Here is a 24,351-nt window from a genome sequence, read left to right on the forward strand (position 1 = left end):
TATGCCAAACTTATTATATCGGTCCGACACTTCGCTAAGCGCTCAGCGGGTAAGGTCGTCGATAACGCTTGCAGTTTGGATGACTGAATCCTGCGTCAACGCCCGCTTGCGCTCCCGGATTACGATGCCGGTAACGGATAGCATCGCCACTAAAACGCCCATTTCATCGGCCGGATCGAAGAACGAAGCGTTGTAAAAGGCATAGTCGCCGCCATAGTAGATGCCGCCAGCAGGTAAATCCCCGTTAATAGTCTGCTTTATCCGCCAGATCGTTGAAGTCGGTAGCGATAATGTCCCATTCCTGCGACGGATACAGGTCTATGGATTGACCGTCTCCGTGCTCGGTAACGCGCGGTACGAAGGCGGTGGTTAAGCCGCAACGTCGCGCAGCCTGCAGATCGTCGTTGTGAGCGGCGACCATGCAAATTTCATTTGGATGGAGATCCAGCAAATCTGCCATTCTTGTATACGCGGGTGCAGACGGCTTGTAAGCCTGCGTAACTTCAGCGCCCAGGATCAAGTCCCACGGAAGACCCGCGCGCTTAGCCATATCCAGCAGAAGGGAAACATTGCCGTTAGAGGCAGGCGCGATGATATAGCCGGCTTTCAGTCGCGTCAGGCCGTCGATCACATCCGGCCATGGGTCAAGGCGGTGCCATGCATGATTAAGCTGATCCAGCTCGGTGGTTTGAAAGTCGTTCGGGTCGATTCCACAGGCGTTCAGTGCGGCGTCTAGATTTTCGCGGTGCAAGATATCCAGTTTGGTGAATGGCCGCCTGCCAGCACGGCAATCTTCCATGGAAGGCTGGTATAAGCGTCTCCAGACATCGGCGAAGTCGTACGGATTGCATGCCGAAAGGCCGTGACGGTCGAAGAATGCGGTGGCTTCGCGAGCAATTCCCGTGCGCCAGTCGACGACGGTTCCAAATACATCGAAACAAAAGGCTTTCATGCTGTTCTTCCGTCCAGTTCATGTCGAGAAGCATCGATCATAACGCGTGGTTTCAGCGGCTTGCCGGCCGTGTTGCCATCGGTACTCCGAAATTTTGATGCAAACCGCGCCATATCCAGGGCTTCGCGTTTAGTCGTCCAGGCTACGAATCGAGGCATTCAAATGCGCGAAGTCGAAATGAGGAAGCGGACGTCTAAACTGCATGAGCAGCGCTGAAACAGCAACGGGAACCAAGGCGGCAAGCAAGAAAGACTCCAGCAGGTATTCAAGCTTTTCGCCGGGCAGCGGAAATAGAGCCAAGCCGGCGGCCAGGCCAAAGATCGTACTGGTTACCGCTGTGCCACCGTCGTAGCGGCGATTAAATAAGCCAAAAAATACGGGAAAAGCCGCCGCTGAACAGAACAGGTCGGCTAAAAGGTAAAGATACAGTACGCTGTAGCCCTGAGCCGCCGCAATCATGACGGGGATGGCCAGCAGGAAAATAAGCCAGCGAGATAGTCCCATCAGCGTTGATTTTTCAGCCCTCGGAAGCAAACGGCGCATATCAACCGCAATGATGCTCGAGACGGCGCTGATGACTGTATCGGCGGTGCTCATGACCAGTGCCAATCCCAAGGGAATCAAGCTGATGGCGAACCACTCTGGCACATGCGGCAATATCACACTGAACAGTGCGACCGAACTGTCACCTTGAAAGCCCAGGCCAACGAAGGCAAGGCCGAATAGTCCCATCATGAAAATTACCGGCACAGCCAGTAAACCGCCCAACAGAAAACCGTTACGCATGGTGCGCGTATCGCGAGCGGCGTAAACCCTCTGCCAGTTGCCTTGGTGAAATAGCCCCGTCAACAGGATCGCCACGAAAAATGTCAGGCCCGCCTTGATGCCGGTAGGATCGGCAAGATTAAGCAACTGCGGTGCGTTCGCCTGCAAACCAGTAACGGCGGGTGCGATTCCCCCGGCGGCCCGCCATCCCAGTATTGCAAGCAAGGCCAGCAGCGGTACGATGACCAGCATCTGCACCTTGTCGGTGAAAATAGAGGCGCGAATTCCACCGTACGAGGTGTACAACAATGTGGCGCCCATCACGATCGCCGCGGTTACCCAAAGCGGGACGGGCGCAAGCAATGCCACCAACTTGGAAATGGCGGTTATTTCGGCGGTTAACGCAATAAACATAAAGAACAGCATGATGAGCAAGGTCAAGCCATACATACCCCTTCCGTAGCGGATAATCACGAACTCGGTCAGGGTGTGCCCCTGTGGAATCAACTCGCGCATGCGCTTGCCCAAGGGAATCATCAGTAATCGGGGCGACATCGCGCCAAGTGCATACCCAATTACGGCCGCCAACCCTCCCCAGGTCGCCGCTTGCGCCGGCGCGAATAGAATCCACGCACCCAATGTCGAGGCAAGCAAGGTTAATAAGGTTGCAATAGCACTTTGGCTGTTGCGTGCCACGACGTAGTCTTCGAGACTTCCTCGGTCGTGCCGGGCATATAGGACCCCTGCTACAGCAAAAAAGCCTGAAAACAGTAGTAGCCACAATATGGTTGATGAACTCGCGAGCATTTCTTTCCTGGGTTCCGGTGGGCCGGACGTAATGATCATCGTCACGCATGCCAAATGATGGCTGCGCAGGAACGTAATGATGGAAGGAAAGACGACGAGAAATGCTGGATTTCCTTCCCTTCGCCGGCATTACCCGGATCAGGTTCAAAGGGTTACCGCAATTACTTGCGGAATCTCAGCCTGATTCAGGCTCCCCCAGGAACAGGCGCAAAGCTTATGACAGTGGCGCAGCATTGTCAATAAATCATCTGGGCTGGTATCGGCTTATATGCTATGGTTTCTGCTTACGGCACGGGGTGCCCCAAAGCGTTATTGCCAGGGGCTGAGATAACACCCGTCGAACCTGATCCAGTTCATGCTGGCGAAGGGATGTCAGCATCACGGCGCACGGCGCCGCGCACGCATACCTTCGCCGTTTTCGAAGGCTAGCCATGCACAACAGCACAACAGTAATTCCCATCAGCCAACAACTCGTTCTCGTCACAGGAGGCGGCCGCGGTGTGGGCGAGCAGCTCGTGCGTGCATTTCTTCGCGAAGGCGCTTGCGTAGTCATCAATTACCTGAAGAGTGCCGAGAAAGCCCAGGAACTGGCTGCCACCGCGCCGGGGCAGGCGATCGCCCTGCAAGCCGACGTGACGGATAAAACCGCTGTGCAAACGATGGTGGCCCGGGCACAAGACCATTTCGGCAGAGCGATCGCTACCGTGGTGAATAACGCGCTGCCTACGTTTTCGTTCAACGGCGAGCTACGCCCTCATGCTGACGCCTTGACCTGGGAACATATGCATCAGCAATTCGAGGGCATTGTTCGCGGCGCCCTGAATACGACGCAAGCAGCGATGGCGGGCATGCAGGCGTTGGAATTTGGCCGAGTCATCAATATCGGTACCAATCTTTTTCAGAACCCGGTCGTTCCCTATCATGATTACACGGCCGCCAAGGCCGCCTTGCTGTCGTTGACCCGGACGTTATCTCATGATCTCGGACCGCATGGCATTACCGTGAATATGGTCTCTGGAGGGCTATTGCGTACTACCGATGCTTCTTCCGCAACGCCACCGGAAGTCTTTGATTTGATCGCTGCCAGCACGCCGCTGCGCCGAGTTACCACACCACAGGAATTTGCCGACGCGGTCTTGTTTTTTGCTTCGCCATGGTCGCGCTCTGTAACCGGGCAAAACCTCGTGGTCGATGGTGGACTGGTGAAAAATTAATGGCAATTTATGCAAGCGGATCAAGCAAGGTCCACAGCGGTGATGCAAAGCGGATGATGCATATTAATCTGTTCATTTTCGGCTGTGGCCACCACCGAGCAGCGTGGAGGCATCCCGATTCTGCAGTGGAACGCGTGGGCGATATTCGTTATTTTGAACAACTGGCGCAGACGGCTGAACGCGGCAAGCTGGACGCGGTGTTCTTTGCTGACGGCCAATCCGCCGATAACGTCACGGATGGGCCGAGGTGGTTTCTGGAGCCTTTGACGGCGTTGGCGGCCATGAGTCGCGCGACCGAGCGCATCGGTCTGATCAGTACTGTTTCCAGCACGTTTTATACGCCATTTCACGCGGCACGTCTGGTCGCATCGCTGGATCATATCTCCCAAGGACGGATGGGCTGGAATGTGGTCACCTCGATGTTTGATGCGGAGGCCAGAAACCATGGTTTCGATGCCATGCCCGACCACGCCTGGCGTTACTCCCGTGCAGAAGAGTTTATTGATGTGGTGCTGCGTTTATGGGATTCCTGGGGCGATGATGCGCTGCAATTAAATCGGCAGGGCGCCTACGCGAATAAAAATAGGGTGCGTCCAATCAACCATAAAGGAGAGCACTTCCGGGTAGATGGACCATTGACGATACCGCGCCCACCCCAGGGTCACCCAGTACTATTCCAGGCCGGCGCTTCGGATCAGGGAAGGGATCTTGCCGCGCGCCGTGCAGAGGCGATTTATGCAGTCGCTTACGACTTGCCTTCCGCTCAAGAATATTATCGTGATATCAAGCAGCGCGTGCGTGCTGCCGGCAGGTCGGACGCCGTTCCCATTATGCCGGGCCTTGTGACGTATGTTGGGTCAACTGACGCGGAGGCCCGGGCGAAACAACGCGAACTCGACGAGCTATTGCCGTCCGAAGATGCGCTGCGGCAACTGAGTCTGTACATAGGCCAGGACTGCATCGGATGGGACCTGGACTCCGCAGTTCCCGCGTTGCCGCCGCTCGATCAGTTCGCAGGCCCTAAAGGGCGTTATGCCACCGTGCTGCGTATTATTGAAGCTGAACGTCCAACCTTGAGACAGCTTTTAGGTCGGTTGGCCGCTGGAGGAGGACATTGCACCATGGTCGGCACTCCAGAAGGAATAGCCGACGAAATGGCGCGGTGGTTGCTGAACGAAGGGGCCGACGGGTTCAACCTGATGCCGCCCTCATTGCCTGGCGGCATTGACGATTTTGTGGACTATGTCATTCCCGTCCTGCAACGGCGCGGCGTGTTTCGCGAGGACTATGATTCTTACACTTTGCGGGGCCATTTAGGCTTGCAGCGTCCTGGCGAAGCGATCACGTCATGAAATAGACATCTTCATCGGTTAAAAAGTCGGCATGGGCAGCTTGGCGAAAGAACAACTTATAGGCCGTAGGCCCTATGGCAGCAACGAATCGAAAGACTCAGAATGCAATGCTGTCTTAGCACATCTTTATTTGTTCTTCAGCCATTCTTTGAAGGAGCACTGTCTTGAATATTAGGGTCGCGAAACTGCTGGAAGATTCGGCCCGGCATTTCGGCATCAGCACAATGAATCCGTTGTCCATGCAGTTGATTGAGCAAGCAAAATCTCAGGGTTTGAGGCTTGCTTCAGCCGAAGATACGCAGCCTGAGCAGGCGTTTATGCATACTAACTATACCAGCGCCGACTGCAGTGAAAGGCCTGCAGTTCATCTCTGCTAGTCAACCGCCTTGCAGAAATAAAGTCATTGCGGCAAGTGAACCAAGTTAGTGTGGCCATGTCTAATTTTCACTATGAAGATTACCCGTTATACGGCGCTGCGATTGGCCCTTGGCGCGACGCTTCTGGCATTGCTGGGGGGGTGTGCAGTCTATGACAGCACGCCAGCCTATTACTATTCCCGCAGCGCACCGGTTTACGTGGCTCCGGGCCCGGTTTACGTGCCACCGCCCGTTTATGTCTACCCCCGGTATATCGGTCCACCGGTCTACTTCAATTTTGGCTATGGTTGGTGGGGCGGCGGGTACCATCACGGCCATGGCGGCTGGCATGGGGGTTATGGAGGTCATTTTCATAGAGGACATTAGTTGGCATGCCAGCTATCCCGCGTAGCAACTCTCATGACCAGGAGGACACCATGGTACGCAAATACATCGATTGCCGTGAATTTCCCAGCGAAATGAATTGCTCTGTCGCTATTTCGGCCGATAACGAGTCGGAGCTTGTGGAAGCGGCAGTACAACACGCTGTAGCGGTGCACGGCCACAAGGATTCCCCGGAACTTCGGGAACAGGTGAAGCAATCCCTGAAAGAAGGTAGCCCCCCGAATTAACTCTTTGAGATTTTCTCACCGGCTTCATGGCGTCGATGCTTTAGCTCGCTTGCCTTAACGATTACGTACGCAATAAGCGCGAACACAAACACAAGGAGATACATCCACGCCATGCTCTGGAGGCACTCGATAATAGTGCGATAAATTTCCAGAACCCAGCGTTCTGGAGTCAGCATCAAGGGGACAATATCTTTTTGCACGGGCGCAATATAGCGTTCTAGCTCGTATACACGTACACCGCCAGAAATTCCTACGACAAATGCTGCGAAGGTAATGTATCGGGACCAGGCGGAGGAGATCTTGTCCTGAATAATACGGTCAAGAATCAGACTGACAGGTTTGCTAAAGATACGGACGACGAGCAGTGAAACCAGCGCCGCGATGGCGAAGGTGCCAAGCAAGAGGGTGAAGAACATTACATAGACCTTTTAGGGGCTCGCTGAAACTGACGTTCTGCCATAGGGTTATGGGTTATCAGCAAGTCTGATTAGAACTTATTGCAAGGCGAAGTCATCAAGCCTGATTATTCCGACGGCTTTCGAACCGCGCGGGTGGGGTTTCTTGCTGCTTTCCTTGTGCGCGTTTTCTCGGTGCTTGCCGTTTTTACGGGGGCACTGCCTTCCTTATCTGCTATCTTGCGGCCGCGCCGCGCCTTGGCAGGCGCTTCAGTGTTTTTAGTGGTTTGGCCGCTATAGACGTAAGTGCCTGACTTCTCATCCCTTCCAATCTCGAAAAACTTTTGTGATTGGGCTTCTTCCAGTAAATCACCGAAGGCACGAAAGCCATAGTACGACTCGTTGAAGTCGGGCTTGCGGCGTTTGATCGCCTGCTTCAGTGCTGACGCCCAGATTTTTCCTCCATCGCCGCGTTCGGATAACAGAGCGTCGAAAGTATCCGCGGCAATTTTAATGGCGGTTACTTTTAGTGCCTGAAGCTCTTCCGGACTGCGCTTTTTGGCAGTCGCGGGCGGCGCCGTATCGGTTTGCACGTCTTTGGTCGCCGGTTTGTCGCTGACTTCATGGGAAGCCCGCACCAGATCGTCGTAGAAGATGAATTCATCGCAGTTTGCGATAAGCAGATCGGATGTCGATTGCTTGACGCCGACCCCGATTACCTGCTTGGCGTTCTCGCGTAGTTTCGAGACTAACGGCGAGAAATCAGAATCGCCACTGATGATGACAAACGTATTGACGTGTGCTTTGGTGTAGCACAGGTCAAGGGCATCCACCACTAAACGAATGTCCGCAGAGTTTTTTCCTGACTGGCGAACATGTGGGATCTCGATGAGTTCGAAGTTTGCTTCATGCATGGTCGCTTTGAAGCCCTTATAGCGTTCCCAATCGCAATAAGCCTTCTTGACCACGATGCTGCCTTTGAGCAACAGTCTTTCCAGAACGGGTTTGATGTCAAATTCTTGATAGCGGGCATCACGCACGCCCAACGCCACGTTTTCAAAGTCGCAAAATAACGCCATGCTGACATTCTCTGGCTGATTGGCCATGGTTGTTCTCCCTGAACACGGAACTGTCTGGCCATAATGCCTCGAATCAGATTGCTATGCCGTAATTCTCCTTAAAAAAACTATTGCACCATCCAACCGGATGGTGGTAGGATGGTTTATGTCTACAAAAAATGCCGCCAAAGTTTCCGCTCCCAAGCCGGTCGACGAGAAAATCACCATTAATCTCGGGCCGGTCGATTTGGGCCAAATTGAATTGCTGGTACAGGAGGGCTTTTATGCTAATCGTACCGACATGATCCGGACCGCCATCCGAAATCAACTGGCGGCCCACGCTGATGTCGTGCGCCAGGTGGTGTCTCGCAAAACACTGGTGCTTGGAATACAGCACTACACCGCGACCGATCTGCGCGCCGTCCAGGCTTCCGGGGAAACCTTGCAAATTCGCGTGCTAGGGCTAGCAACTATCGCTCCCGACGTAACGCCCGAGCTTGCGCTCGCCACCATTGAGTCGCTCACCGTTCTGGGCGCGCTACATGCCAGCCCGGAAGTCAAGGCGGCGCTTGCCGGGCGCATTCACTGACTCAACTTTTATATCGAGATAACCATGTTGAAATTCGATTTCCGCGATCTCATGACCCAAGCGACGCGCCTGACACAGGCGGGTAAGCTCCAAGCGGCAACGGCTGCTATACAGGCAGCATTGGGCCAAGGAACTCCGCCCGAACGCCCCGCCGACGAGGCCGGCGAGATAATCGATGTCGAAATGCGCGAGGTAAATGACGCCCATTCCTCGACTTCATTCCACGACATGGCCCCCGCGCCGGACCTGGAGCAGGCGCGCCCAAGCCCTGCCTATAAAGCCCCGCCGCGCGCTGGCCGTTTCGTTGCTGGTCATTATGGCGAGGGCACAGGCCGCCGTGATTACAAACTCTACATTCCTCCTGGCGCCGGCACTCGCCCGTTGCCGCTGATTGTCATGTTGCATGGCTGCACCCAGAATCCGGATGATTTTGCTGTGGGCACTCAAATGAACGACGTGGCGCAGGAACGAGATTTCTTTGTTCTGTATCCCGCACAATCAAGGCGCGCCAATCCGCAGGGGTGCTGGAATTGGTTTAAACATACCCATCAACGGCGCGGTCGAGGCGAACCCGCTTTGATAGCCGGCATGACGCGCGATGTCATGGCAAATCATTCGATTGATGCTGATCGAATTTACATTGCGGGACTTTCCGCAGGCGGAGCCATGGCGGCGATCATGGGCGAAACCTACCCAGAACTATATGCCGCGATCGGCGTACATTCCGGACTGGCTGCGGGCAGTGCGTCAGATTTGCCATCGGCACTGAGCGCCATGAAAGGAGGCAGTACTAAGCCTTTCACCAACGCCAGTGGTGTACCGACCATTGTTTTTCATGGGGACGCCGATGCGACGGTGCACCATGGCAATGGTGAACAGATTATTGTGGCGGCGGCGGGATCAAAAGCAAAATTCGAAGAGGACCGGGTCAAAACTCGAGGAAGCCGTTCCTATACGCGGCGAGTGCATCGGGGATCTGATGGCGGGGTAGTCGCAGAGCACTGGGTCGTGCATGGGGCCGCGCATGCCTGGTCGGGCGGTAGCGCTAACGGGTCGTACACCGACCCACAAGGCCCTGACGCCAGTATCGAGATGCTGCGCTTCTTCCTCGCTCACCCGCGTAGTCATACGATCAATTGACGCTGCGCTGGGCCGAATACCGTGTATGCCGCCATAACCGACCAGTGCACGGTCCGGCCCTGAATCAGCGTGCTTTTTCCCGCTGGCGGCGGGCTTCTTCAAGCAAGTAGACTTGGTAATCATCCAGGTCGCCATCGAAGTCTTTTAAACCGCCGCGCGACACTAGCCAGAACTCGTCGCATACCGAACGCAGCAAGGCACGATCGTGACTGACCAGCATCACGGAACCTTCGAATTCGTTAAGCGCGACGCTTAACGCTTCACGGGTCGCCAAGTCCAGGTGATTGGTTGGCTCGTCAAGCAGCAGCAAGTTAGGGCGTTGCCAGACAATCATGCACAACACCAGCCTGGCTTTCTCGCCGCCGCTCATGCTGCCCACGGACTGCTTGACCATGTCGCCGCCGAAATTGAACGTGCCCAGGAAATTTCTCAGGCCTTGCTCGCGGCAGTCCATTGCACTGGGGCGTACGCCCGCCGGTGTATCGCGTGCGAGCCGGATCATGTGGTCGAGCGGGTTGTCTGCCGGGCGCAAGACGTCGAGTTCTTGCTGCGAGAAGTAGCCAATATTCAAGCCCTTGCCCGTGATGATTTCACCGGAAATGGCTTGAAGGGCCCCTGCAACGGTTTTGACCAGGGTCGATTTACCCTGACCATTGGCGCCGAGAATACCGATACGCTGGCCCGCCAGCACTGAACGGTTGACCTTCTGTACGATGACCGTTGCAGGAGTTCCGGCCGGCGCGTCCTCGGGTGGCGGATAACCGAAAGTCGCATCCGACATCGACAGCATCGGATTGGGAAGGCTAAGTGGCTCTTTGAACTCGAATTGAAAATCGGCGTCTGCAAGGATAGGAGCGATCTTTTCCATGCGTTCCAGGGCCTTGACACGACTTTGCGCCTGCTTGGCCTTGCTGGCCTTGGCCTTGAAACGGTCGATGAATTTCTGCAGGTGTGCGACTTTTTCCTGCTGCTTTGCATGGGCCGCCTGCTGCAACAGCATTTGCTCGGCCCGCATGTCTTCAAATTTGCTGTAATTGCCGCCGTAGCGTACGAGCTTGCTCTGATCAATATGCAGGGTGACGCCGGTTACCGCGTCCAGAAACTCGCGATCGTGGCTGATGACCACCATGGTGCCGGCGTAGTTTTTCAGCCACGCCTCCAGCCAAACGAGCGCATCCAGATCCAAGTGATTGGTCGGTTCGTCCAGTAGGAGCAAGTCCGACGGACACATCAACGCGCGCGCCAGTTGCAGCCGCATGCGCCATCCGCCCGAAAAACTGTTAACGGGATTATCAAGCTCGGCAACACTAAAACCCAGTCCCAGAATCAGGGCCTGTGCCCGCGCCGGCGCATCGTGTGCGCCCGCATCATGCAACGCCATATAAGCATGGGCCATTTCCATGCCATCGTCGCTCGTCTCCGCAGCCGTCACCGCCGATTGGGCAGCCAGCAATTGTGTATCGCCCTCAACCACGAAGTCAGTGGCGCTTTGATCGGTTTCAGGCATGTCTTGCGCAACTTGCGACATACGCCACTGCGCAGGTATGGAGAATTCTCCGCTGTCTTCATGCAGACTGCCGTTGAGTACGGCAAATAGCGACGATTTGCCGGCGCCATTGCGCCCCACCAAACCTACTTTTTCGCCAGGATTAAGCGTGACTGAAGTTTTGTCGAGCAATACTTTACTGCCGCGACGCAAGGTCACGTTCTTAAGAATAATCATTGGATCTGCATTTTGCGGGGGAGGTTGAAGCAGGTAGTCGAGAGTCGCCTGAAGGGCAAGAATTGTAGCACCCGAGATTGTTCTGCGCGGTTCCGGTTACGTGCCTGAAACGGCATAGCAACGAGCAGCATACAATTATCATTTCTCCATAGCCGCGCTTACCGAGGCAACATATTGATGGCCAGTACAGGAAACAAACGTCGTAGCAGCTCCCTGGTCTACTCGACAGAGACCGGTCGGATGTGCCCGGTTTGCAGTCAAGCGATAGCCGACTGCACATGTCGCACTGCCAGAAAGCTTCCGTCGTCTGACGGCATCGTGCGCGTCTCGCTCGAAACCAAAGGTCGACGAGGTAAGGGCGTTACGGTAATCAAGGGCGTTCCGCTGGGCGATCTTGAGTTGGCCGAACTGGGAAAGCAGCTTAAGGCCGCCTGTGGCTCGGGCGGTACGGTTAAAGAGGGCATTATCGAGATCCAGGGCGATCATCGAGATGTTGTAATGCCAAAACTGGCGCTGCGCTGGGTCGTCAAACGCGCGGGTGGTTAGCGAAAGGATTCGGTATGATTCTGCTGTTAAGGGTACTACCCTTACAAAAGAAGTTACCCATGCCGGCAGGGCATAAGTTCGATCAAAGGAATTGCTATGAAAAAGAAAGGCGCGCCGGATCCAGATGAAGTGGCGCTAATCGAGTGGTGTATTGAAGTCGAAGGCTTATTGGTGGCGGCGGGCGCAACGCCGCGCCAGGCACAAGAACATATCGAAGAAGAGGCCGAATGGTTTACCGATCTGTTTTATAACGGTTTAACCCCTGAAGAGGCGGCCAAGGAAGCGCTCAACTAAAGCGGGCGCTTCCTTGTGGGCAAGAGCCGTCCGATTAGTTGACGCTCATGCCTTCTGCTTTCAGAATCGGGGTCCATTTGTCAATTTCGGATTTGACCCATTTCTTCAGCGACTCTGGAGTTTGTCTTTCTTCACTAACGATCTCGGCGCCCAAGGCGGCCATTCTTTCGGTGAATGCAGGTGATTTAAGCGCGGTTTTCAGTGCGCCGTTGAATTTTGTCAGGGCCTCTGCAGGCGTACCTTTAGGCGCGTAAATGCCGTGCCACACTTTAACCTCGAAACCTTTCAGGCCTTGTTCGTCGAGCGTCGGGGCGTCCGGCAGCTTCTGGATGCGATTGAGCGTGGTCACGCCGTAGAACTTGACGCTTTTTGCAGCAATGTGCGGAATAGTCTGTGTGGTTTGGTCGCACAAGACATCCACTTGTTTGCCCAAAAGCGCCGACATGGCGGGCGCGGTTCCCTGATAGGGAATCGTCGTAAATTTCACCCCAAGTGCTTGTTGCAATAGCGAACCGCACAGTTGCGAGACGGCACCTGGGCCAGCATTGGCCAAATTGATTTTTTCGCTATTTTTCTTGGCGTACTCGATGAATTCCTGCATGTTGTTGGGCGGGAAGTCTTTGCTACCCAGTACCGTCATCGGAACGTCGACGACTTCTCCGATGTATTCAAAGCTTTGCAGGGGATCATACTTAAGATTTGGATACAGGGCGGTGGCGGTCGCCATGCCATTGTGATGAATAAAAAAAGTATATCCGTCGGGTTTTGCATTAGCGACGTGAGCCGCGGCCACCGTGCCGCCCGCGCCCAGTTTGTTCTCTATGACAATGGGTTGCCCCAACACCTTGCTCATTTCTGCCCCTAGCGTACGGGCGACGACGTCGGTAGGCCCGCCGGCAGCAAAGGGTACGACCAAGGATATGGCGCGAGTAGGGTAGTCAGCGGCCTGACTACTGCTCGCGAAAGCCATTGATACAGCCGTAAGCGTAAAAACCATTGATTTATAAAAAGCCATTTGTCTCACCTGATTATCAGAAGCTGTTGAATTCACATGTGGCGGAAGTTGTGCTCACATAGCTTGGCGACATATTGTTCATGTCTTTTGACATTTCGGCAATTCAAATCGTACAAAGGGTAGCTTATTCAATATGGAACGGCTTGCCTAAACCGTAGTTAGCAGCTCGGAAACAAGCAAGAGTCATGCGGCCCGAATAAACACTGCTGTAGTTGACAGTATCCATATGGTATTTATACTTTGGTGCGCATTGCATAAAGGGAAGTTTCGTGACGTTAGTCCAAAGTATTGTGGTGTTGGTGATACTGGTGCTGGCCGCCGGTTTTCTTTCTTTAACCGAGATCGCCCTCGCGGCGGCCCGGAAAATCAAGCTTAAGCTGCTTGCCGAGTCGGGCGACGCCCGCGCGCTAAAAGTCATGGCCATACAGGCGCAGTCGGCAAGCTTTTTTGCCGCGTCTCAAATTGGCCTGAACGCCGTCGCCATACTGGGCGGTATTCTTGGCGAAGCGGCTTTTCGACCCTATTTCCTAAGCTTATTAAGCCATGTTTACACGGGTTCCTGGGCCGAAGACATCAGCTTTGTGCTGTCGTTCATTTTTGTCACCCTGTTGTTTGTCTTGTTCTCAGACCTGATGCCCAAGCGTCTTGCAATGATGGCGCCCGAGCGCTTCGCGGTTGCCGTGATCAATCCCATCAATGTTTTTATCCGGTTATGCAAACCGTTTTCCTACGTCTTAAATCTAGTGGCAAACTTGTTGTTCCGACTTTTTAACGTGAACACCGCGCGAGAGGACAACATAACCTTTGACGATATATCGGCGGTTGTCGAGGCCGGGGCGCAGGCCGGTGTACTGCAGAAACAAGAACAACACTTTATCGAGAACGTGTTCGAGCTCGAGTCGCGACTGGTTTCTTCTTGTATGACCAGCCGGGACAGTATTGTGTTTATCAACCTGAACGAGCCAGAAGAAAGCATCCGCCGGAAGATCGCGCTGCATCCTTATTCGAAGTTTCCCGTATGTGACGGCGTTATCGATCATGTGATTGGCTACGTCGACACACGAGACATCCTCGTTCTTTGGCTAAATAAGCAGTCTTCATTTCAGATCAACGAGGCGAGCCTGCGCACGGTACTGATCATTCCCGACACGTTGAAGCTTTCCGAGCTTCTGGATAAATTTCGTGCTTCAAAAGAAACCTTTGCCGTCGTTATCAACGAATATGCGCTAGTCATCGGAGTCATCACCCTCAGCGATATCATGGTCACTGTTATGGGGAACTGGGGCAGTTCATTAGAAGAAGATCAGCAGATTCTAGAGCGTGACGATGGATCGTGGCTGGTGGATGGCGCCACGGCCATCCAGGAACTCAAGCGAGCCATGGAAATCGACCAACTTCCTGAAGAGGAAAATTACGAGACCGCCGCGGGGTTCATGATGTTCATGCTGCGCAAAGTGCCCAAGCCAACGGATAGCGTCGAATACGCGGGCGTAAAATTCGAAGTGGTCGATGTGGATCATTACCGCATCGACCAGTTGCTTGTAAAACGAATTACGCCGAAGTAGCTCAGCGACCAGCCCGGCCGCCTTAAGTGCCGATCACGCCGCCGTCATTCTTGGTAATGATAACGGTGGCCGAGCGGGGCAACGACGCAGGACCGTCCGGCCAGTGGCTATTTCCTTTTTCGCCAGGATGCTGGACGTTGATAAACATGGTCTTGCTGTCTGGCGTAAAAGTAATGCCTGTTACTTCGCACTCCTTAGGGCCAACGAAGAAACGCCGGATTTCCTTGCTGGCCGGATCGGCGCAGAGCATCTGATTATTACCCTGGCCTTCATATTCACCTGTATTGCTGTATTTGCCATCGGTCTGGATCCACAAGCGTCCTGCGCGATCAAAACCAAGCCCGTCGGGGCTATTGAAGGTGTTATCAGGCGTGATGTTGGCCGAGCCGGATCGCAGGTCGTTGCGATTAGCGTATTTGACCGGGTTGCCGGCCAGCACGAATAGATCCCATTCGAATGTGGTGGCGGCAGCATCGGCGCCGGCCTCGCGCCATCGCAAGATCTGGCCGTAGATATTTGCGGCACGTGGGTTGGCGGCGTCGGCTTTTGTACGCTTGTCGTTATTGGTCAGCGTTACGTAGACTTCGCCGCTGGTGGGGTGGACGCTCACCCATTCAGGGCGATCCATTTTGGTGGCGCCCACGGCATCGGCTGCCAGTCGCGTGTAGATCAATACCTCGGCCTGGCTGGCGAATCGGCCATCGGCAGCCAACGTGGCGTTGGCTGCCTTGCTTAGCAGAATCCATTCGCCCGTACCCATGAAGTCGCCGGCGGCGGCCCCGTCGTTGAATCTTGCGACATACAGCTTGCCCGCATCCAGCAGCGTGGCGTTATCGGAACCCTCTTGATAGACGCCATCAGAGATGAATTTGTAGATATAGTCATCGCGCTGGTCGTCACCCATGTAGACGACGATATGTTTATCCGCGGTCAGCGCATAGGCGGCATTCTCATGTTTGATACGACCTAGTGCAGTGCGTTTCTTTGGCGTTGAGCCGGGATCAAATGGGTCAATTTCGACAATCCAGCCAAACCGGTTGGATTCGTTGGCTTCCTTTGCATAATCGAAACGGTCAACGAACTGCTCCCAACGATACTCGGTACCTTTGGGCATTAGCCCGTAACGCTTTTGCGCCGCGTCACGAGTGTCCGAGCCTGAAGTGGTGCCGAAATAAGTGTTGAAGTTTTCCTCACAGGTCAGGTAGGTGTTCCAAGGAGTCCAGCCATTGCCGCAATTATTCAATGTGCCCAGCACCCGCCGTCCTGAAGGGTCGGCACGGGTCTTCAGCAGATCCGTTCCAGCTGCAGGCCCCGTAAGCTCAATTTCGGTCGAAGCGGTGATGCGGCGGTTGTAACGGGAATCGAGTTTGATCTCCCACTTGCCCGCGCCGCTGCGCGCGATATGTATGACGGAGACGCCGTGAGCATTCATGGCCTTGTCGGCCTTGTCCGCCGTCCAGGGTTCCGTGCCATTGGCACCGAAAAGCCATGCGTAGGTGCCGTCTTTAACAGTTGCGTATTCATGGTTCATGACGAGCAGCCCCTCGGTGCTGCTGCCGTTTATGGGGAAGAAATGAATACCATCATGATTGTCGCCGACTTGGCGAGCCTGGGCGGCGGCCGTGTCGCTGCCGTCTGCTTTCCAGGCCGGGGCGCCTGCGAATAGTGGCGTACCCCATGGTGCAAAAACGGTCGCGGTATATCCTGCAGCCACCGTCATGGTGTCCTCGGTTGAAATGGGAATGGCTTCAAAACCGAGCAGTGATGATGTTTTTTCCGGTTTTCGGAATAGATCTTCGCCACTGCTACAGGCGCTCAAGGGGCCGGCCAGGAATACTGCAGCCGATAGCCCTAGCCCGGACTTCAAAAAGCCGCGACGGCTGACCGCGCGAGCGACCACAGTCTGGAAATGTTCATTGGCCGAGAGGTTCGTTGGCGTGTCTTCGGTGTCCTGCGGGTGTGACGTATACATGGTGCAGTTCGCTTTGGTGGCAATCCGCATAGTGTTGGACATTTTTGTTGCGTGATTGTGACAACTGCGCAAACTGGCTGAAATGCACGCTGCGAACCTGCGATTGGCGCCTGTTGCCTGTCGCCTATTCGGTTACGGGGCTGAGCGGCTTGTGCGAAAGGCTTCGAGCAAACCAAATCCCGAGCAGGGGAAGGGCAACCATGCTGACGACAAAAGCCGTGTCGGCTCCGTAGTGATCGACCATGGCCGAGATGGCGCCGATGCCTAGCGATTGTCCCAGGAACAGACAGCACGCAAAGAGCGACACCGCCGTTCCGCGAGTATGAGGCGCCATTTGTGTGGCATTGGCCTGAAGGGTGTTATGCAACATATAAAAACCGAGGCCAGCAATTAAACACGCGGGTATGGCCCAGGCCCAGTGAGGGCCAAAGGCCAATAAGGCAAAGCCGATACCCATCAGGAAGCCACCGTTCAGGGCAAGGCCACGTTCGCCGAATCGGCCAAGTAGCCGGCGCGCAAAGAAGGTATAGACGAGACCGCCTGCGCCGTACAGCGCGACAATGGCGCCCGCCGCGGTAAGAGGGACGCCAAAGCGGTTATGTAGATAGGTCGGAATAAAAACCAATGCGCTGAAAACAAACGCGCCTTCGATGAGTGCAATCAACAGTATGCGGCGCGCCCAGGAGATGCGCAGAACGCTTGCCATTTGAGCGATGAAGCTGCGTTTTGTGCTGTCTGCCACCGGCCGGGCTGGCAAGGCGCGCAGCATCATGATGGCGACCCCGCCGAAAATTAGGAAAAGCAAGCCGAACGCGGCTTGCCAATTCAGCACATCGGCGAACAAGCCACCCACCCACTGACCGAAGATCATGCCAATAATGGTGGCTGACATGAACTTTGCCAGGACACCTTGCCTTTCAGCGTAGGGAACCGTATCGCCGATGAACGCCATACTAAGAGGGATGATTCCTGCCGTGGCAGCGCCCGCCAAACCGCGCAGCACGATAATGGCAAACATCGATGGTGCAAACACAAGCGCCAGATTAATCAGCGCAGATGCCGCGACGGCGAAACTGATGACGCGTTGTTTTCCGTAACGATCGCCCAAGGGCCCATAGACCAGCTGAAGAAACCCGTATGCGATTACAAACATCGATATCGAGCCGGCCGCAACGCCGTCAGTAACCTGGAAAGAATCGGCCAGGTCTGGAAGCAATGCATCACAGATACGCATGCCAACCATGCTGGCAAACCCGGCGCACGCCACCAGAAAGAAACTGTTCGCGTTGCTTTCAGCCTTTTCGTCCGTCCTTGCTTCGACCACCGTTGGGATCCTTGTTCTCTGGCCCACTTGTTTCTACACGGCCGGTATCAAGCTCGCAGCCCCACCGAATAGTAGCGTATAAGACTTTTGACAGGGCGTCGCCTTCATTCATCACGGCTGCACCGTCCCCGCGACGCGTATTTTTCCATCAGCGGTTGTGACGACCACACCCTCACCGGAGGCGGGGAAGACGCCGGTTAGCGCCGTAATGTTGACCTGGTGTGTCACCACCACGAGGACACCGGGGCCTTTCCATTCTTCAATGATCGTTCGGGCGGTGGCAGTCTGCGTCTGGCGGACCGCGGGATCGTTAAAAAAAGAATTGAAGGCTGCTGCATCACTTGCTAAATCTGGGAAGGCCAGCTGTGCCGTTTCGCGCGCCCGGCACCATTGTGAGGTCAAGACCTTGCCGACGGTTATTTGGCGCTTCCTGAATTGCTCGCCGATTTGGCGCGCCTGTGTACGCCCTTTATCATCCAGGTTGCGTTGAGTAGAACAGTCGCCCAACCTGAAGTTGGCGGGGTCGCCGACCCCCGGTGCATTGGCATGCCGAAACAGGACTACGGCGTTGTCTTGCAGATGTGCCCAAGCTGATTGCGCTAGGACGGCGTCGGGTACCGCGCCGATGCCGGTGATGATGCACACTGTGGCGACAAGCCGTCGCCAACATGCCAGACGAGCCCACGATGAACCTGGAACCCTGAACTCATTTATGCTGGGATTGTCCATGGCTGACCTCTTGATTACCTTTTCGTTCACTTTCGATCGGATTCGAGCTCTGGCTTGAAATCTGACTGCAGCAGCGATGGCATTATGCTAAGGCCTTCCCGCAATGCAAACATTTCAAGTTGGTAAACTGTCAGACTCATCTTTATTGTCTGGTAGTGCCACATCCCATGCCTTCTTCACACGAAATTCGCCCCGAGCAGTCCATCGAGCTGTTGAAGGAGCTGCACATCCTGACGCGCGACGGCAAAATGAACCAAGACAGCCGGCGCAAACTGAAACAGGTGTATCACCTTTTCCAGTTCATCGAGCCACTGCTTAAGGACTTGAAGCAGGGTCGCGAGGGCATCACCCTGGTAGATCATGGTTCGGGCAAGTCTTACTTAGGCTTCATTTTGTACGATTTGTTCTTCAAGCAGCTGAATGATCAGTCCCATCTGTACGGCATCGAGACACGCGAAGAGCTGGTCAAAAGCGCCATCGCACTGGCGCAGCGCCTGAAATTTCCCGGAATGTCATTCTTGAATTTATCTGTAGCGGATTCAATCACATCAGATCTGCTACCTGGCCAAGTCGACATGGTTACGGCCTTGCATGCCTGCAATACGGCAACCGACGACGCCATACGATTCGCCTTGCACAAACAGGCCAAATATATTGTCGTCGTGCCCTGTTGCCAAGCAGAGGTGGCCAGCGTACTACGCCGCAAGAAGGCAGTGTCGCTGGGTGCCGGGGCGCTGGCAGAAATGTGGCGCCATCCTCTGCATACACGTGAGTTCGGTAGCCAAGCTACCAATGTGTTGCGCAGCCTTCAACTCGAGGCCCACGGTTATCAAGTGACCGTAACGGAATTGGTTGGATGGGAGCATTCAATGAAGAACGAGTTGATTATCGCCACCTATAAAAATCTGCCACGGCGCAAAGCCGCTGAACGATTGGATAATTTATTGAAAATGTTGGGTCTGGAAGATATGCGTGAACGTTTTTTTGCGCCGGAAGTCTGACAATAAGGCAACACGCGTGATTAAGTAATGAATCGGTAAACGATTTCGTGAATTCGTAAAGGTTCGGCATAGGTAAATCGATTATGACCAGCCGCGCAAACCTAAGCAGCCGTCCACACGTTTCTCTGGTCGAAACGATCTGGACGATTGGCCATTCAACGCGGACGACAGAAGAGTTTCTTTCACTTCTCGCCCACTACGAAATAGCAGCAGTGGCTGACGTACGCAGCTTTCCGGGTTCGCGCAAGTATCCGCAATACGGCAAAGAAGTACTGGCCGCAACGCTGGCGGATCACGGGATCGATTATCGATGGTTCCAGATACTGGGCGGTAGGCGCCGTGCAGCGTTAGATTCGCCGAATACGGCCTGGCGCAATGCGTCGTTTCGTGGATACGCCGATTACATGGCGACAACAGAGTTCCATCAGGGGCTGGATGAACTGCTGGAATTTGCCAGCCGGTCACGCACCGCCTTGATGTGCGCGGAGGCAGTCTGGTGGCGATGCCATCGATCGATGGTCTCCGACGCACTTTGCGTACGTGGCGTCAAGGTTCTCCATATTCTGGATACCAAGCACAGTGCGCTGCATCCCATGACCTCGCCAGCGCGAATCGAACATGGGCAGTTGACATACACGTTAAGCAGTTAGCACCATAAGCCGGTTATTGAACGGGGCGACTTACCTGCCAAAGCAAAAAGGTACGGACCATGCAATCATTACAAAACGAGCTTATCAGCATCAAGGTTGATGACGTTCACCTGGAAGGTTTGCTCGAGGTGCCGCAGGCACCGCTCGGAATGATCTTATTTGCTCATGGCAGTGGCAGCGGCCGACTAAGCCCACGAAACAATGCTGTCGCGCAGCAACTGCGCCGTGCGCACTTCGGTACGTTGTTACTCGACCTTCTCACGCTGCAAGAAGACAAATCCCGTTCATCTCGCTTCGATATCGACTTGTTGACTCGCCGTCTGAACGCTGCCAGCGACTGGTTGCGTCACAATGCCATTACGGCCGCGCTTCCTTTAGGCCTTTTCGGCGCGAGCACCGGGGCGGCGGCCGCCCTGCAAGTTGCGGCCGAACGTGGCACCGATGTTGCCGCAGTCGTGTCGCGAGGCGGCCGGCCTGATATGGCCAGACGTCAGTTCTTGGCAGCCGTTAGCGCACCAACTCTGTTGGTGGTTGGCGGCGATGACGAAAGCGTGATCAAGCTGAATCGGGTCGCCTATGCCGAATTGACCTGCATCAAACGGCTGGAGATCGTGCCCGGCGCGACCCATTTATTCGAAGAGCCAGGCACCCTTGAAAAAGTTTCAGCGCTTGCCGTAGCGTGGTTCTCGGAACATTTGCCGCAACAAGGGTAGGGCAGTCAAGCGACCAGCGTCAATAATTAACCAGCATCTTCGGTGGCAAATAATAGCTGGATTCATTTTTTGGCTGCAAGACTCGATCGCCATGCTCGTCCTGAATGCGAGTTACCAAACCCATATGATTCATTAGATCAATAAAAGGGATTGGATCAAGCTCTTCCACGTTGGCCATTTGGCCAATATCCCATATTCCGTTGGCGATGAGCATGGCTGCGGCGACCACCGGCACACCGGCCGTATAGGAAATTGCCTGGCTGCCAACTTCTTCGTAAGCTTTTTCGTGATCGCAAGTGTTGTAGATCAGTACTTCTTTCGACTTGCCGTCTTTGGTGCCTTTGACCAAATCGCCAATGCACGTTTTACCGATGTAGTCGGGCGCGAGCGATGCTGGATCGGGCAGCACGGCCTTGACCACTTTTAGCGGTACCACTTCGAGGCCCTCGGCCGTTCGCACCGGTTTCTCGGAAAGCAAGCCCAGGTTCTTCAAGACGGTAAAGGTATTGATGTAATGCTCGCTGAATCCCATCCAGAATCGAATATTGGGGACTCCCAGATTTTGGGAGAGGGAATGCAGCTCATCATGCCCCGTCAGGTAAGTGGTGTTCTTGCCCGTGACCGGCATATCCCAATCTTTCCGATGCTCGAACATTTCATTGGCCTTCCATTGGTTGTGCTCCCACGACCAGACGGTTGACGTAAATTCGCGAAAGTTGATTTCCGGATCGAAGTTCGTCGCAAAATACCGCCCATGGCTGCCCGCATTGACATCAATAATATCAATCGATTCAACGCTATCGAAGTAGGTGTCTAGCGCGAATCGCGCGTAAGCGTTCACAACGCCGGGGTCAAAGCCGACGCCAAGTACAGCGGTGACCCCTGCTTCCTTGCAGGCTTGGCGCCGTTTCCACTCATGGTTGGCGTACCAAGGTGGCGCTTCGCAGACCTTGTCTTGGTCTTCATGAATAGCGGTGTCAAGGTAAGCCGCCCCTGTTTCAATACATGCCGTCATCACTGACATATTCAAGAAAGGAGAACCCACATTGATTACGATTTTGCTATTGGTGGCGCGAATCAAGAACTTGGTGGCCTGGACATCCATCGCATCAAGCGCATGAGCTTGTAAGCGACCAGGGCGTTGCATGGCGTCTTTTTCATGGATGGAATCGATAATCGCCTGGCACTTCTCAAGCGTGCGGGACGCGATATGGATATCACCTAAAAGAATATTATTCTGTGCGCATTTGTGTGCCGCAACCTGGGCTACTCCACCCGCGCCAATAATAAGGACATTTCGTTTCATCGGATTACTTCTCCTTCATTAAAGCTTTAACGTGGCGTCAGGACAGGCTGCTGACGTAGTCGTCAAAAGAAAATTGGCAGACTTCCCGTACGCTGCCATCGAATTCCCGAATGGCGATGGCGGGCATATTGATGCCGTTGAACCAGTTCTTTTTGACCATCGTATAACCGCCGGCGTCACCTATAGAGATTCGGTCACCAACCTGCAGAGGCGCTTCGAAATTGGCTTCACCAAAAATATCACCGGCCAGACAGGTTTTGCCGCAGATCATGTAACGGTGTTCGCCTGTGTCGTTGCCGATGGGGGCGGTTTCGCGGTAGATAAGCAAGTCAAGCATATGGGCTTCGGTCGAGCTGTCGACCACCGCCAGGTTTTTACCGTTAAAGCCCGTATCCAATACGCTGACTTCCAGCGTAGTGGTGTGGCGTACCGCGGCCTCTCCTGGTTCGAGATATACCTGAACATCATAAGTTTGCGCGAAGCGGCGCAAACGCTCGCAAAAGGCGTCCACCGGATAGCCGTCGGAGGTGAAGCTGATGCCGCCCCCCAGGCTTATCCAGCGTAGCTGATGGAAGATGTGGCCATAGCGTTCCTCTGCTTGGCTAAGCAAACGGTCGAAACTGGTGAAATCGTCGTTTTCACAGTTGTTGTGAATCATGACGCCATCGAGACGATCAATGACGGAAAGAATGCGTGCGGGATCACTTTCGCCTAGGCGGCTGAACGCCCGTGCCGGATCTGCCAAGTCGAAACTTGCACAACTAAGCCCGGGATTCAGGCGCAAGCCTTTTGGTTTTTCTCCGGCAAACGACTCAAAGCGCTGGAACTGGTTGATCGAATTGAAAATGATTTTGTCGCAGTTCGCCACGACCTCGTCGATTTCATGGTCAGCAAAGGCAACGCTATAGGCGTGCGTTTCGCCGCCAAATTTTTCAAAGCCCAGCTTGACTTCATATAAAGACGACGACGTAGTGCCGTCCATATACTGTTGCATCAGGTCGAAAACCGACCATGTGGCGAAGCATTTAAGGGCTAGCAGCAGTTTGGCGCCGGACTGTTGGCGCACGTAGTCGATGATCTGCAGGTTGCGTTGCAATGCCGATTTATCGATCAAATAATACGGTGTATTCAGTTTATTCATTTTCACCATTAATGCGGGCTTAGGCCGTTACGGCTAGCGACTGGCTTAGCGGCGGCTTCGTCGCGTGGCGCCTTATCGTTATCCAGGCGGTCGATGATTACCGGTGGGCGATTCGGAAACGTGGCTACAAGCTGAAGCTTGCCGCCGACGCTTTGAACATAGTGCCGTAGCGTAGAAAGCAACATGTCACTGCGCTTTTCCAGCCGCGAAATGGTGTCTTGCCCCACGCCAAGCGCACTGGCCAAATCTTCCTGGGTTTGTTTTGCGGCTTTGCGCAGGTCTTTTAACGTAGCCATTTCCATGGCATTGGTGTCAAGCCGTTTTTTGCCAGCGGCAGGAATTGCCGCTTTTGCATCATCAAGCTTCTTCGCCATGTTGAAGTTCCTTTACTAAACGGGATTATTCTTAGGCAGTGTGAAGCCAAGTAAGGCGGTATTATGCCTTTAAACACATATGCTTTCAAGTCCATATTTTTCTATGGATTTGGCCTCTTCAAAGCTTTTTATTGTTTTCGCTTAATTCAGCCGCGCCATGCGATGGACGATTGCTTTTCAGACTGAAGTTTTCTAGCTGAACAATCGATGCTGCCGCAACAGATTGTGGGTATATTGTTCCCGCAGCTCCTTGATCCAGTCTCGAGTTAACACGACGAGCCTACGCGTCGCGCCTGCCTTGGCGCATGCCGAAACGTGCGTGTTAATAATTTTTAAGGCTGTCAACGCCGCTTTTTCAGGGCTCGCACAACTGCGTTTTTTCAGGGCCAGCAGGGGCTCCGAAAAATGCAAGGAATCTAAAAAAAGCTCCGCCGCATAGATATAGCATAAAGGAGATATTTCCAATACATGTATTGCTGCTACGGTTGCCCCTGCACGCCGATTATCGATAAGGCGCTCGGTATAGGCCTGCGCTGTACTATAGACACCATCAGCACTAGGCATGTTGGCGTCATGGAAATCGAGATGAAGCTGCATTCGGATAGTCGTCGTTGAAGAATATGGCGCGCCAGTATACGGCCCCAGAGTCCAGCGCGACGAGCATCAATAGGCGGACTATCGGTGCAATCACTGCCACCGCTGTGCTGCAGCCGCCACTGAGCCTTGAAACATACGCGA

At 54.3% G+C, this 24,351-nt stretch carries 23 protein-coding genes, 2 pseudogenes and 2 riboswitches; of the genes and pseudogenes, 11 read left to right on the forward strand and 14 right to left on the reverse strand.

Annotated elements, in window-relative coordinates; translation table 11 throughout:
• Window positions 1–42: 42 nt before the first annotated feature.
• From EKL30_RS19050 to EKL30_RS01295, 3 genes and pseudogenes are all read right to left on the reverse strand, one after another.
• Window positions 43–234 (reverse strand): annotated as a pseudogene (locus EKL30_RS19050) (hypothetical protein); the annotation flags it as partial.
• A gap of 10 nt (window positions 235–244) precedes the next feature.
• Window positions 245–952 (reverse strand): haloacid dehalogenase type II, encoded by a 708-nt coding sequence (locus tag EKL30_RS01290; RefSeq protein WP_126705384.1) that lies wholly within the window; start codon window positions 950–952, stop codon window positions 245–247.
• A gap of 129 nt (window positions 953–1,081) precedes the next feature.
• Window positions 1,082–2,524 (reverse strand): sodium:solute symporter family protein, encoded by a 1,443-nt coding sequence (locus EKL30_RS01295; protein WP_126705385.1) that lies wholly within the window; start codon window positions 2,522–2,524, stop codon window positions 1,082–1,084.
• A 98-nt stretch (window positions 2,525–2,622) separates the two neighbouring features.
• A riboswitch (TPP riboswitch) is annotated at window positions 2,623–2,731 on the reverse strand.
• Between the two features lie 75 nt (window positions 2,732–2,806).
• Window positions 2,807–2,911: riboswitch (TPP riboswitch) on the forward strand.
• Between the two features lie 44 nt (window positions 2,912–2,955).
• Between EKL30_RS01295 and EKL30_RS01300 the strand changes: the two genes are divergently transcribed.
• The 3 genes from EKL30_RS01300 to EKL30_RS01315 all read left to right on the forward strand — a co-directional run bounded on the left by EKL30_RS01300 (window position 2,956) and on the right by EKL30_RS01315 (window position 6,078).
• A complete protein-coding gene (locus EKL30_RS01300; protein WP_126705386.1) occupies window positions 2,956–3,738 on the forward strand; it encodes a 3-oxoacyl-ACP reductase in 783 nt (260 codons plus the stop codon).
• A 53-nt stretch (window positions 3,739–3,791) separates the two neighbouring features.
• The gene (locus EKL30_RS01305; protein ID WP_126705976.1) at window positions 3,792–5,090 is read left to right on the forward strand and encodes an LLM class flavin-dependent oxidoreductase; all 1,299 of its coding nucleotides are present in this window, start codon (window positions 3,792–3,794) and stop codon (window positions 5,088–5,090) included.
• Window positions 5,091–5,883: 793 nt separating this feature from the next.
• Window positions 5,884–6,078, forward strand: coding sequence for a DUF1059 domain-containing protein (locus EKL30_RS01315; protein WP_126705388.1), 195 nt, complete (start codon window positions 5,884–5,886; stop codon window positions 6,076–6,078).
• Here EKL30_RS01315 and EKL30_RS01320 read toward each other — a convergent pair.
• Together EKL30_RS01320 and EKL30_RS01325 are read right to left on the reverse strand one after the other, a co-directional pair.
• The gene (locus EKL30_RS01320) at window positions 6,075–6,494 is read right to left on the reverse strand and encodes a hypothetical protein (protein WP_126705389.1); all 420 of its coding nucleotides are present in this window, start codon (window positions 6,492–6,494) and stop codon (window positions 6,075–6,077) included. The genes EKL30_RS01315 and EKL30_RS01320 overlap by 4 nt on opposite strands.
• Window positions 6,495–6,769: 275 nt before the next feature.
• Window positions 6,770–7,579, reverse strand: a pseudogene (locus EKL30_RS01325) (NYN domain-containing protein); the annotation flags it as partial.
• A gap of 118 nt (window positions 7,580–7,697) precedes the next feature.
• On the opposite strand from EKL30_RS01325, the gene EKL30_RS01330 reads away from it, so the two are divergent.
• Both EKL30_RS01330 and EKL30_RS01335 read left to right on the forward strand, forming a co-directional pair.
• On the forward strand, window positions 7,698–8,120 hold the full coding sequence (locus tag EKL30_RS01330) for a CopG family transcriptional regulator (RefSeq protein WP_126705391.1): 423 nt from the start codon (window positions 7,698–7,700) through the stop codon (window positions 8,118–8,120).
• Window positions 8,121–8,144: 24 nt separating this feature from the next.
• Window positions 8,145–9,260, forward strand: a complete 1,116-nt coding sequence (locus EKL30_RS01335) for a PHB depolymerase family esterase (protein ID WP_370246199.1) — start codon at window positions 8,145–8,147, stop codon at window positions 9,258–9,260.
• 64 nt (window positions 9,261–9,324) lie between these two features.
• Here the strand turns inward: EKL30_RS01335 and EKL30_RS01340 are convergent, their stop codons facing one another.
• Window positions 9,325–10,983, reverse strand: coding sequence for an ABC-F family ATP-binding cassette domain-containing protein (locus EKL30_RS01340; protein WP_126705392.1), 1,659 nt, complete (start codon window positions 10,981–10,983; stop codon window positions 9,325–9,327).
• Between the two features lie 177 nt (window positions 10,984–11,160).
• Here EKL30_RS01340 and EKL30_RS01345 point away from each other — a divergent pair, with 177 nt between their 5' ends.
• Window positions 11,161–11,529 carry a translation initiation factor Sui1 gene (locus EKL30_RS01345; protein ID WP_126705393.1) on the forward strand — a complete coding sequence of 123 codons (369 nt, stop codon included), beginning with the start codon at window positions 11,161–11,163 and terminating at the stop codon, window positions 11,527–11,529.
• 96 nt (window positions 11,530–11,625) lie between these two features.
• Window positions 11,626–11,823 carry a hypothetical protein gene (locus tag EKL30_RS01350; protein ID WP_126705394.1) on the forward strand — a complete coding sequence of 66 codons (198 nt, stop codon included), beginning with the start codon at window positions 11,626–11,628 and terminating at the stop codon, window positions 11,821–11,823.
• Window positions 11,824–11,857: 34 nt separating this feature from the next.
• On the opposite strand, the gene EKL30_RS01355 is transcribed toward EKL30_RS01350, so the two are convergent.
• Window positions 11,858–12,838: a tripartite tricarboxylate transporter substrate-binding protein gene (locus tag EKL30_RS01355; RefSeq protein ID WP_126705395.1), complete on the reverse strand. Its 981-nt coding sequence runs from the start codon at window positions 12,836–12,838 to the stop codon at window positions 11,858–11,860.
• A 269-nt stretch (window positions 12,839–13,107) separates the two neighbouring features.
• Here EKL30_RS01355 and EKL30_RS01360 point away from each other — a divergent pair, with 269 nt between their 5' ends.
• Window positions 13,108–14,403 (forward strand): hemolysin family protein, encoded by a 1,296-nt coding sequence (locus EKL30_RS01360; protein WP_126705396.1) that lies wholly within the window; start codon window positions 13,108–13,110, stop codon window positions 14,401–14,403.
• Between the two features lie 22 nt (window positions 14,404–14,425).
• Here EKL30_RS01360 and EKL30_RS01365 read toward each other — a convergent pair whose 3' ends face one another.
• The 3 genes from EKL30_RS01365 to EKL30_RS01375 all read right to left on the reverse strand — a co-directional run bounded on the left by EKL30_RS01365 (window position 14,426) and on the right by EKL30_RS01375 (window position 18,428).
• Window positions 14,426–16,375, reverse strand: coding sequence for a PhoX family phosphatase (locus EKL30_RS01365; protein ID WP_126705978.1), 1,950 nt, complete (start codon window positions 16,373–16,375; stop codon window positions 14,426–14,428).
• A gap of 124 nt (window positions 16,376–16,499) precedes the next feature.
• The gene (locus EKL30_RS01370; protein ID WP_233582659.1) at window positions 16,500–17,699 is read right to left on the reverse strand and encodes an MFS transporter; all 1,200 of its coding nucleotides are present in this window, start codon (window positions 17,697–17,699) and stop codon (window positions 16,500–16,502) included.
• Window positions 17,700–17,810: 111 nt separating this feature from the next.
• Window positions 17,811–18,428: a histidine phosphatase family protein gene (locus EKL30_RS01375; protein ID WP_126705397.1), complete on the reverse strand. Its 618-nt coding sequence runs from the start codon at window positions 18,426–18,428 to the stop codon at window positions 17,811–17,813.
• A gap of 167 nt (window positions 18,429–18,595) precedes the next feature.
• Here EKL30_RS01375 and EKL30_RS01380 point away from each other — a divergent pair, with 167 nt between their 5' ends.
• The 3 genes from EKL30_RS01380 to EKL30_RS01390 all read left to right on the forward strand — a co-directional run bounded on the left by EKL30_RS01380 (window position 18,596) and on the right by EKL30_RS01390 (window position 20,792).
• Window positions 18,596–19,429, forward strand: a complete 834-nt coding sequence (locus tag EKL30_RS01380) for an SAM-dependent methyltransferase (RefSeq protein ID WP_126705398.1) — start codon at window positions 18,596–18,598, stop codon at window positions 19,427–19,429.
• Window positions 19,430–19,512: 83 nt separating this feature from the next.
• On the forward strand, window positions 19,513–20,079 hold the full coding sequence (locus EKL30_RS01385; protein WP_126705399.1) for a DUF488 family protein: 567 nt from the start codon (window positions 19,513–19,515) through the stop codon (window positions 20,077–20,079).
• A gap of 59 nt (window positions 20,080–20,138) precedes the next feature.
• Window positions 20,139–20,792, forward strand: a complete 654-nt coding sequence (locus tag EKL30_RS01390; protein WP_126705400.1) for a dienelactone hydrolase family protein — start codon at window positions 20,139–20,141, stop codon at window positions 20,790–20,792.
• Window positions 20,793–20,811: 19 nt separating this feature from the next.
• Here EKL30_RS01390 and EKL30_RS01395 read toward each other — a convergent pair whose 3' ends face one another.
• The 4 genes from EKL30_RS01395 to EKL30_RS01410 form a co-directional block, all read right to left on the reverse strand.
• Complete coding sequence (locus EKL30_RS01395) at window positions 20,812–22,098, reverse strand: saccharopine dehydrogenase family protein (RefSeq protein ID WP_126705401.1); 1,287 nt, start codon at window positions 22,096–22,098, stop codon at window positions 20,812–20,814.
• A gap of 37 nt (window positions 22,099–22,135) precedes the next feature.
• Entirely contained in the window at window positions 22,136–23,239 is a 1,104-nt protein-coding gene (locus EKL30_RS01400) for a carboxynorspermidine decarboxylase (RefSeq protein WP_126705402.1), read from the reverse strand.
• Between the two features lie 8 nt (window positions 23,240–23,247).
• Window positions 23,248–23,613, reverse strand: coding sequence for a helix-turn-helix transcriptional regulator (locus tag EKL30_RS01405; protein WP_126705403.1), 366 nt, complete (start codon window positions 23,611–23,613; stop codon window positions 23,248–23,250).
• Between the two features lie 192 nt (window positions 23,614–23,805).
• A complete protein-coding gene (locus tag EKL30_RS01410; protein WP_126705404.1) occupies window positions 23,806–24,210 on the reverse strand; it encodes a hypothetical protein in 405 nt (134 codons plus the stop codon).
• Window positions 24,211–24,351 lie beyond the last annotated feature (141 nt).

The sequence above is a fragment of the Candidimonas sp. SYP-B2681 genome, from assembly GCF_003971065.1.
Taxonomy (GTDB): Bacteria; Pseudomonadota; Gammaproteobacteria; order Burkholderiales; family Burkholderiaceae_B; genus Pollutimonas.

Excerpts from the sequence above, each read along its gene's own strand:
- EKL30_RS01290 (WP_126705384.1), bottom strand. The coding sequence starts at position 952 with ATGAAAGCCTTTTGTTTCGATGTATTTGGAACCGTCGTCGACTGGCGC.
- EKL30_RS01375 (WP_126705397.1), bottom strand. The coding sequence starts at position 18,428 with ATGGACAATCCCAGCATAAATGAGTTCAGGGTTCCAGGTTCATCGTGG.
- EKL30_RS01340 (WP_126705392.1), bottom strand. The coding sequence starts at position 10,983 with ATGATTATTCTTAAGAACGTGACCTTGCGTCGCGGCAGTAAAGTATTG.
- EKL30_RS01410 (WP_126705404.1), bottom strand. The coding sequence starts at position 24,210 with ATGCAGCTTCATCTCGATTTCCATGACGCCAACATGCCTAGTGCTGAT.
- EKL30_RS01395 (WP_126705401.1), bottom strand. The coding sequence starts at position 22,098 with ATGAAACGAAATGTCCTTATTATTGGCGCGGGTGGAGTAGCCCAGGTT.
- EKL30_RS01385 (WP_126705399.1), top strand. The coding sequence starts at position 19,513 with ATGACCAGCCGCGCAAACCTAAGCAGCCGTCCACACGTTTCTCTGGTC.
- EKL30_RS01365 (WP_126705978.1), bottom strand. The coding sequence starts at position 16,375 with ATGTATACGTCACACCCGCAGGACACCGAAGACACGCCAACGAACCTC.
- EKL30_RS01300 (WP_126705386.1), top strand. The coding sequence starts at position 2,956 with ATGCACAACAGCACAACAGTAATTCCCATCAGCCAACAACTCGTTCTC.
- EKL30_RS01320 (WP_126705389.1), bottom strand. The coding sequence starts at position 6,494 with ATGTTCTTCACCCTCTTGCTTGGCACCTTCGCCATCGCGGCGCTGGTT.
- EKL30_RS01330 (WP_126705391.1), top strand. The coding sequence starts at position 7,698 with ATGTCTACAAAAAATGCCGCCAAAGTTTCCGCTCCCAAGCCGGTCGAC.
- EKL30_RS01315 (WP_126705388.1), top strand. The coding sequence starts at position 5,884 with ATGGTACGCAAATACATCGATTGCCGTGAATTTCCCAGCGAAATGAAT.
- EKL30_RS01405 (WP_126705403.1), bottom strand. The coding sequence starts at position 23,613 with ATGGCGAAGAAGCTTGATGATGCAAAAGCGGCAATTCCTGCCGCTGGC.
- EKL30_RS01335 (WP_370246199.1), top strand. The coding sequence starts at position 8,145 with ATGTTGAAATTCGATTTCCGCGATCTCATGACCCAAGCGACGCGCCTG.
- EKL30_RS01400 (WP_126705402.1), bottom strand. The coding sequence starts at position 23,239 with ATGAATAAACTGAATACACCGTATTATTTGATCGATAAATCGGCATTG.
- EKL30_RS01350 (WP_126705394.1), top strand. The coding sequence starts at position 11,626 with ATGAAAAAGAAAGGCGCGCCGGATCCAGATGAAGTGGCGCTAATCGAG.
- EKL30_RS01390 (WP_126705400.1), top strand. The coding sequence starts at position 20,139 with ATGCAATCATTACAAAACGAGCTTATCAGCATCAAGGTTGATGACGTT.
- EKL30_RS01380 (WP_126705398.1), top strand. The coding sequence starts at position 18,596 with ATGCCTTCTTCACACGAAATTCGCCCCGAGCAGTCCATCGAGCTGTTG.
- EKL30_RS01345 (WP_126705393.1), top strand. The coding sequence starts at position 11,161 with ATGGCCAGTACAGGAAACAAACGTCGTAGCAGCTCCCTGGTCTACTCG.
- EKL30_RS01295 (WP_126705385.1), bottom strand. The coding sequence starts at position 2,524 with ATGCTCGCGAGTTCATCAACCATATTGTGGCTACTACTGTTTTCAGGC.
- EKL30_RS01305 (WP_126705976.1), top strand. The coding sequence starts at position 3,792 with ATGATGCATATTAATCTGTTCATTTTCGGCTGTGGCCACCACCGAGCA.
- EKL30_RS01355 (WP_126705395.1), bottom strand. The coding sequence starts at position 12,838 with ATGGCTTTTTATAAATCAATGGTTTTTACGCTTACGGCTGTATCAATG.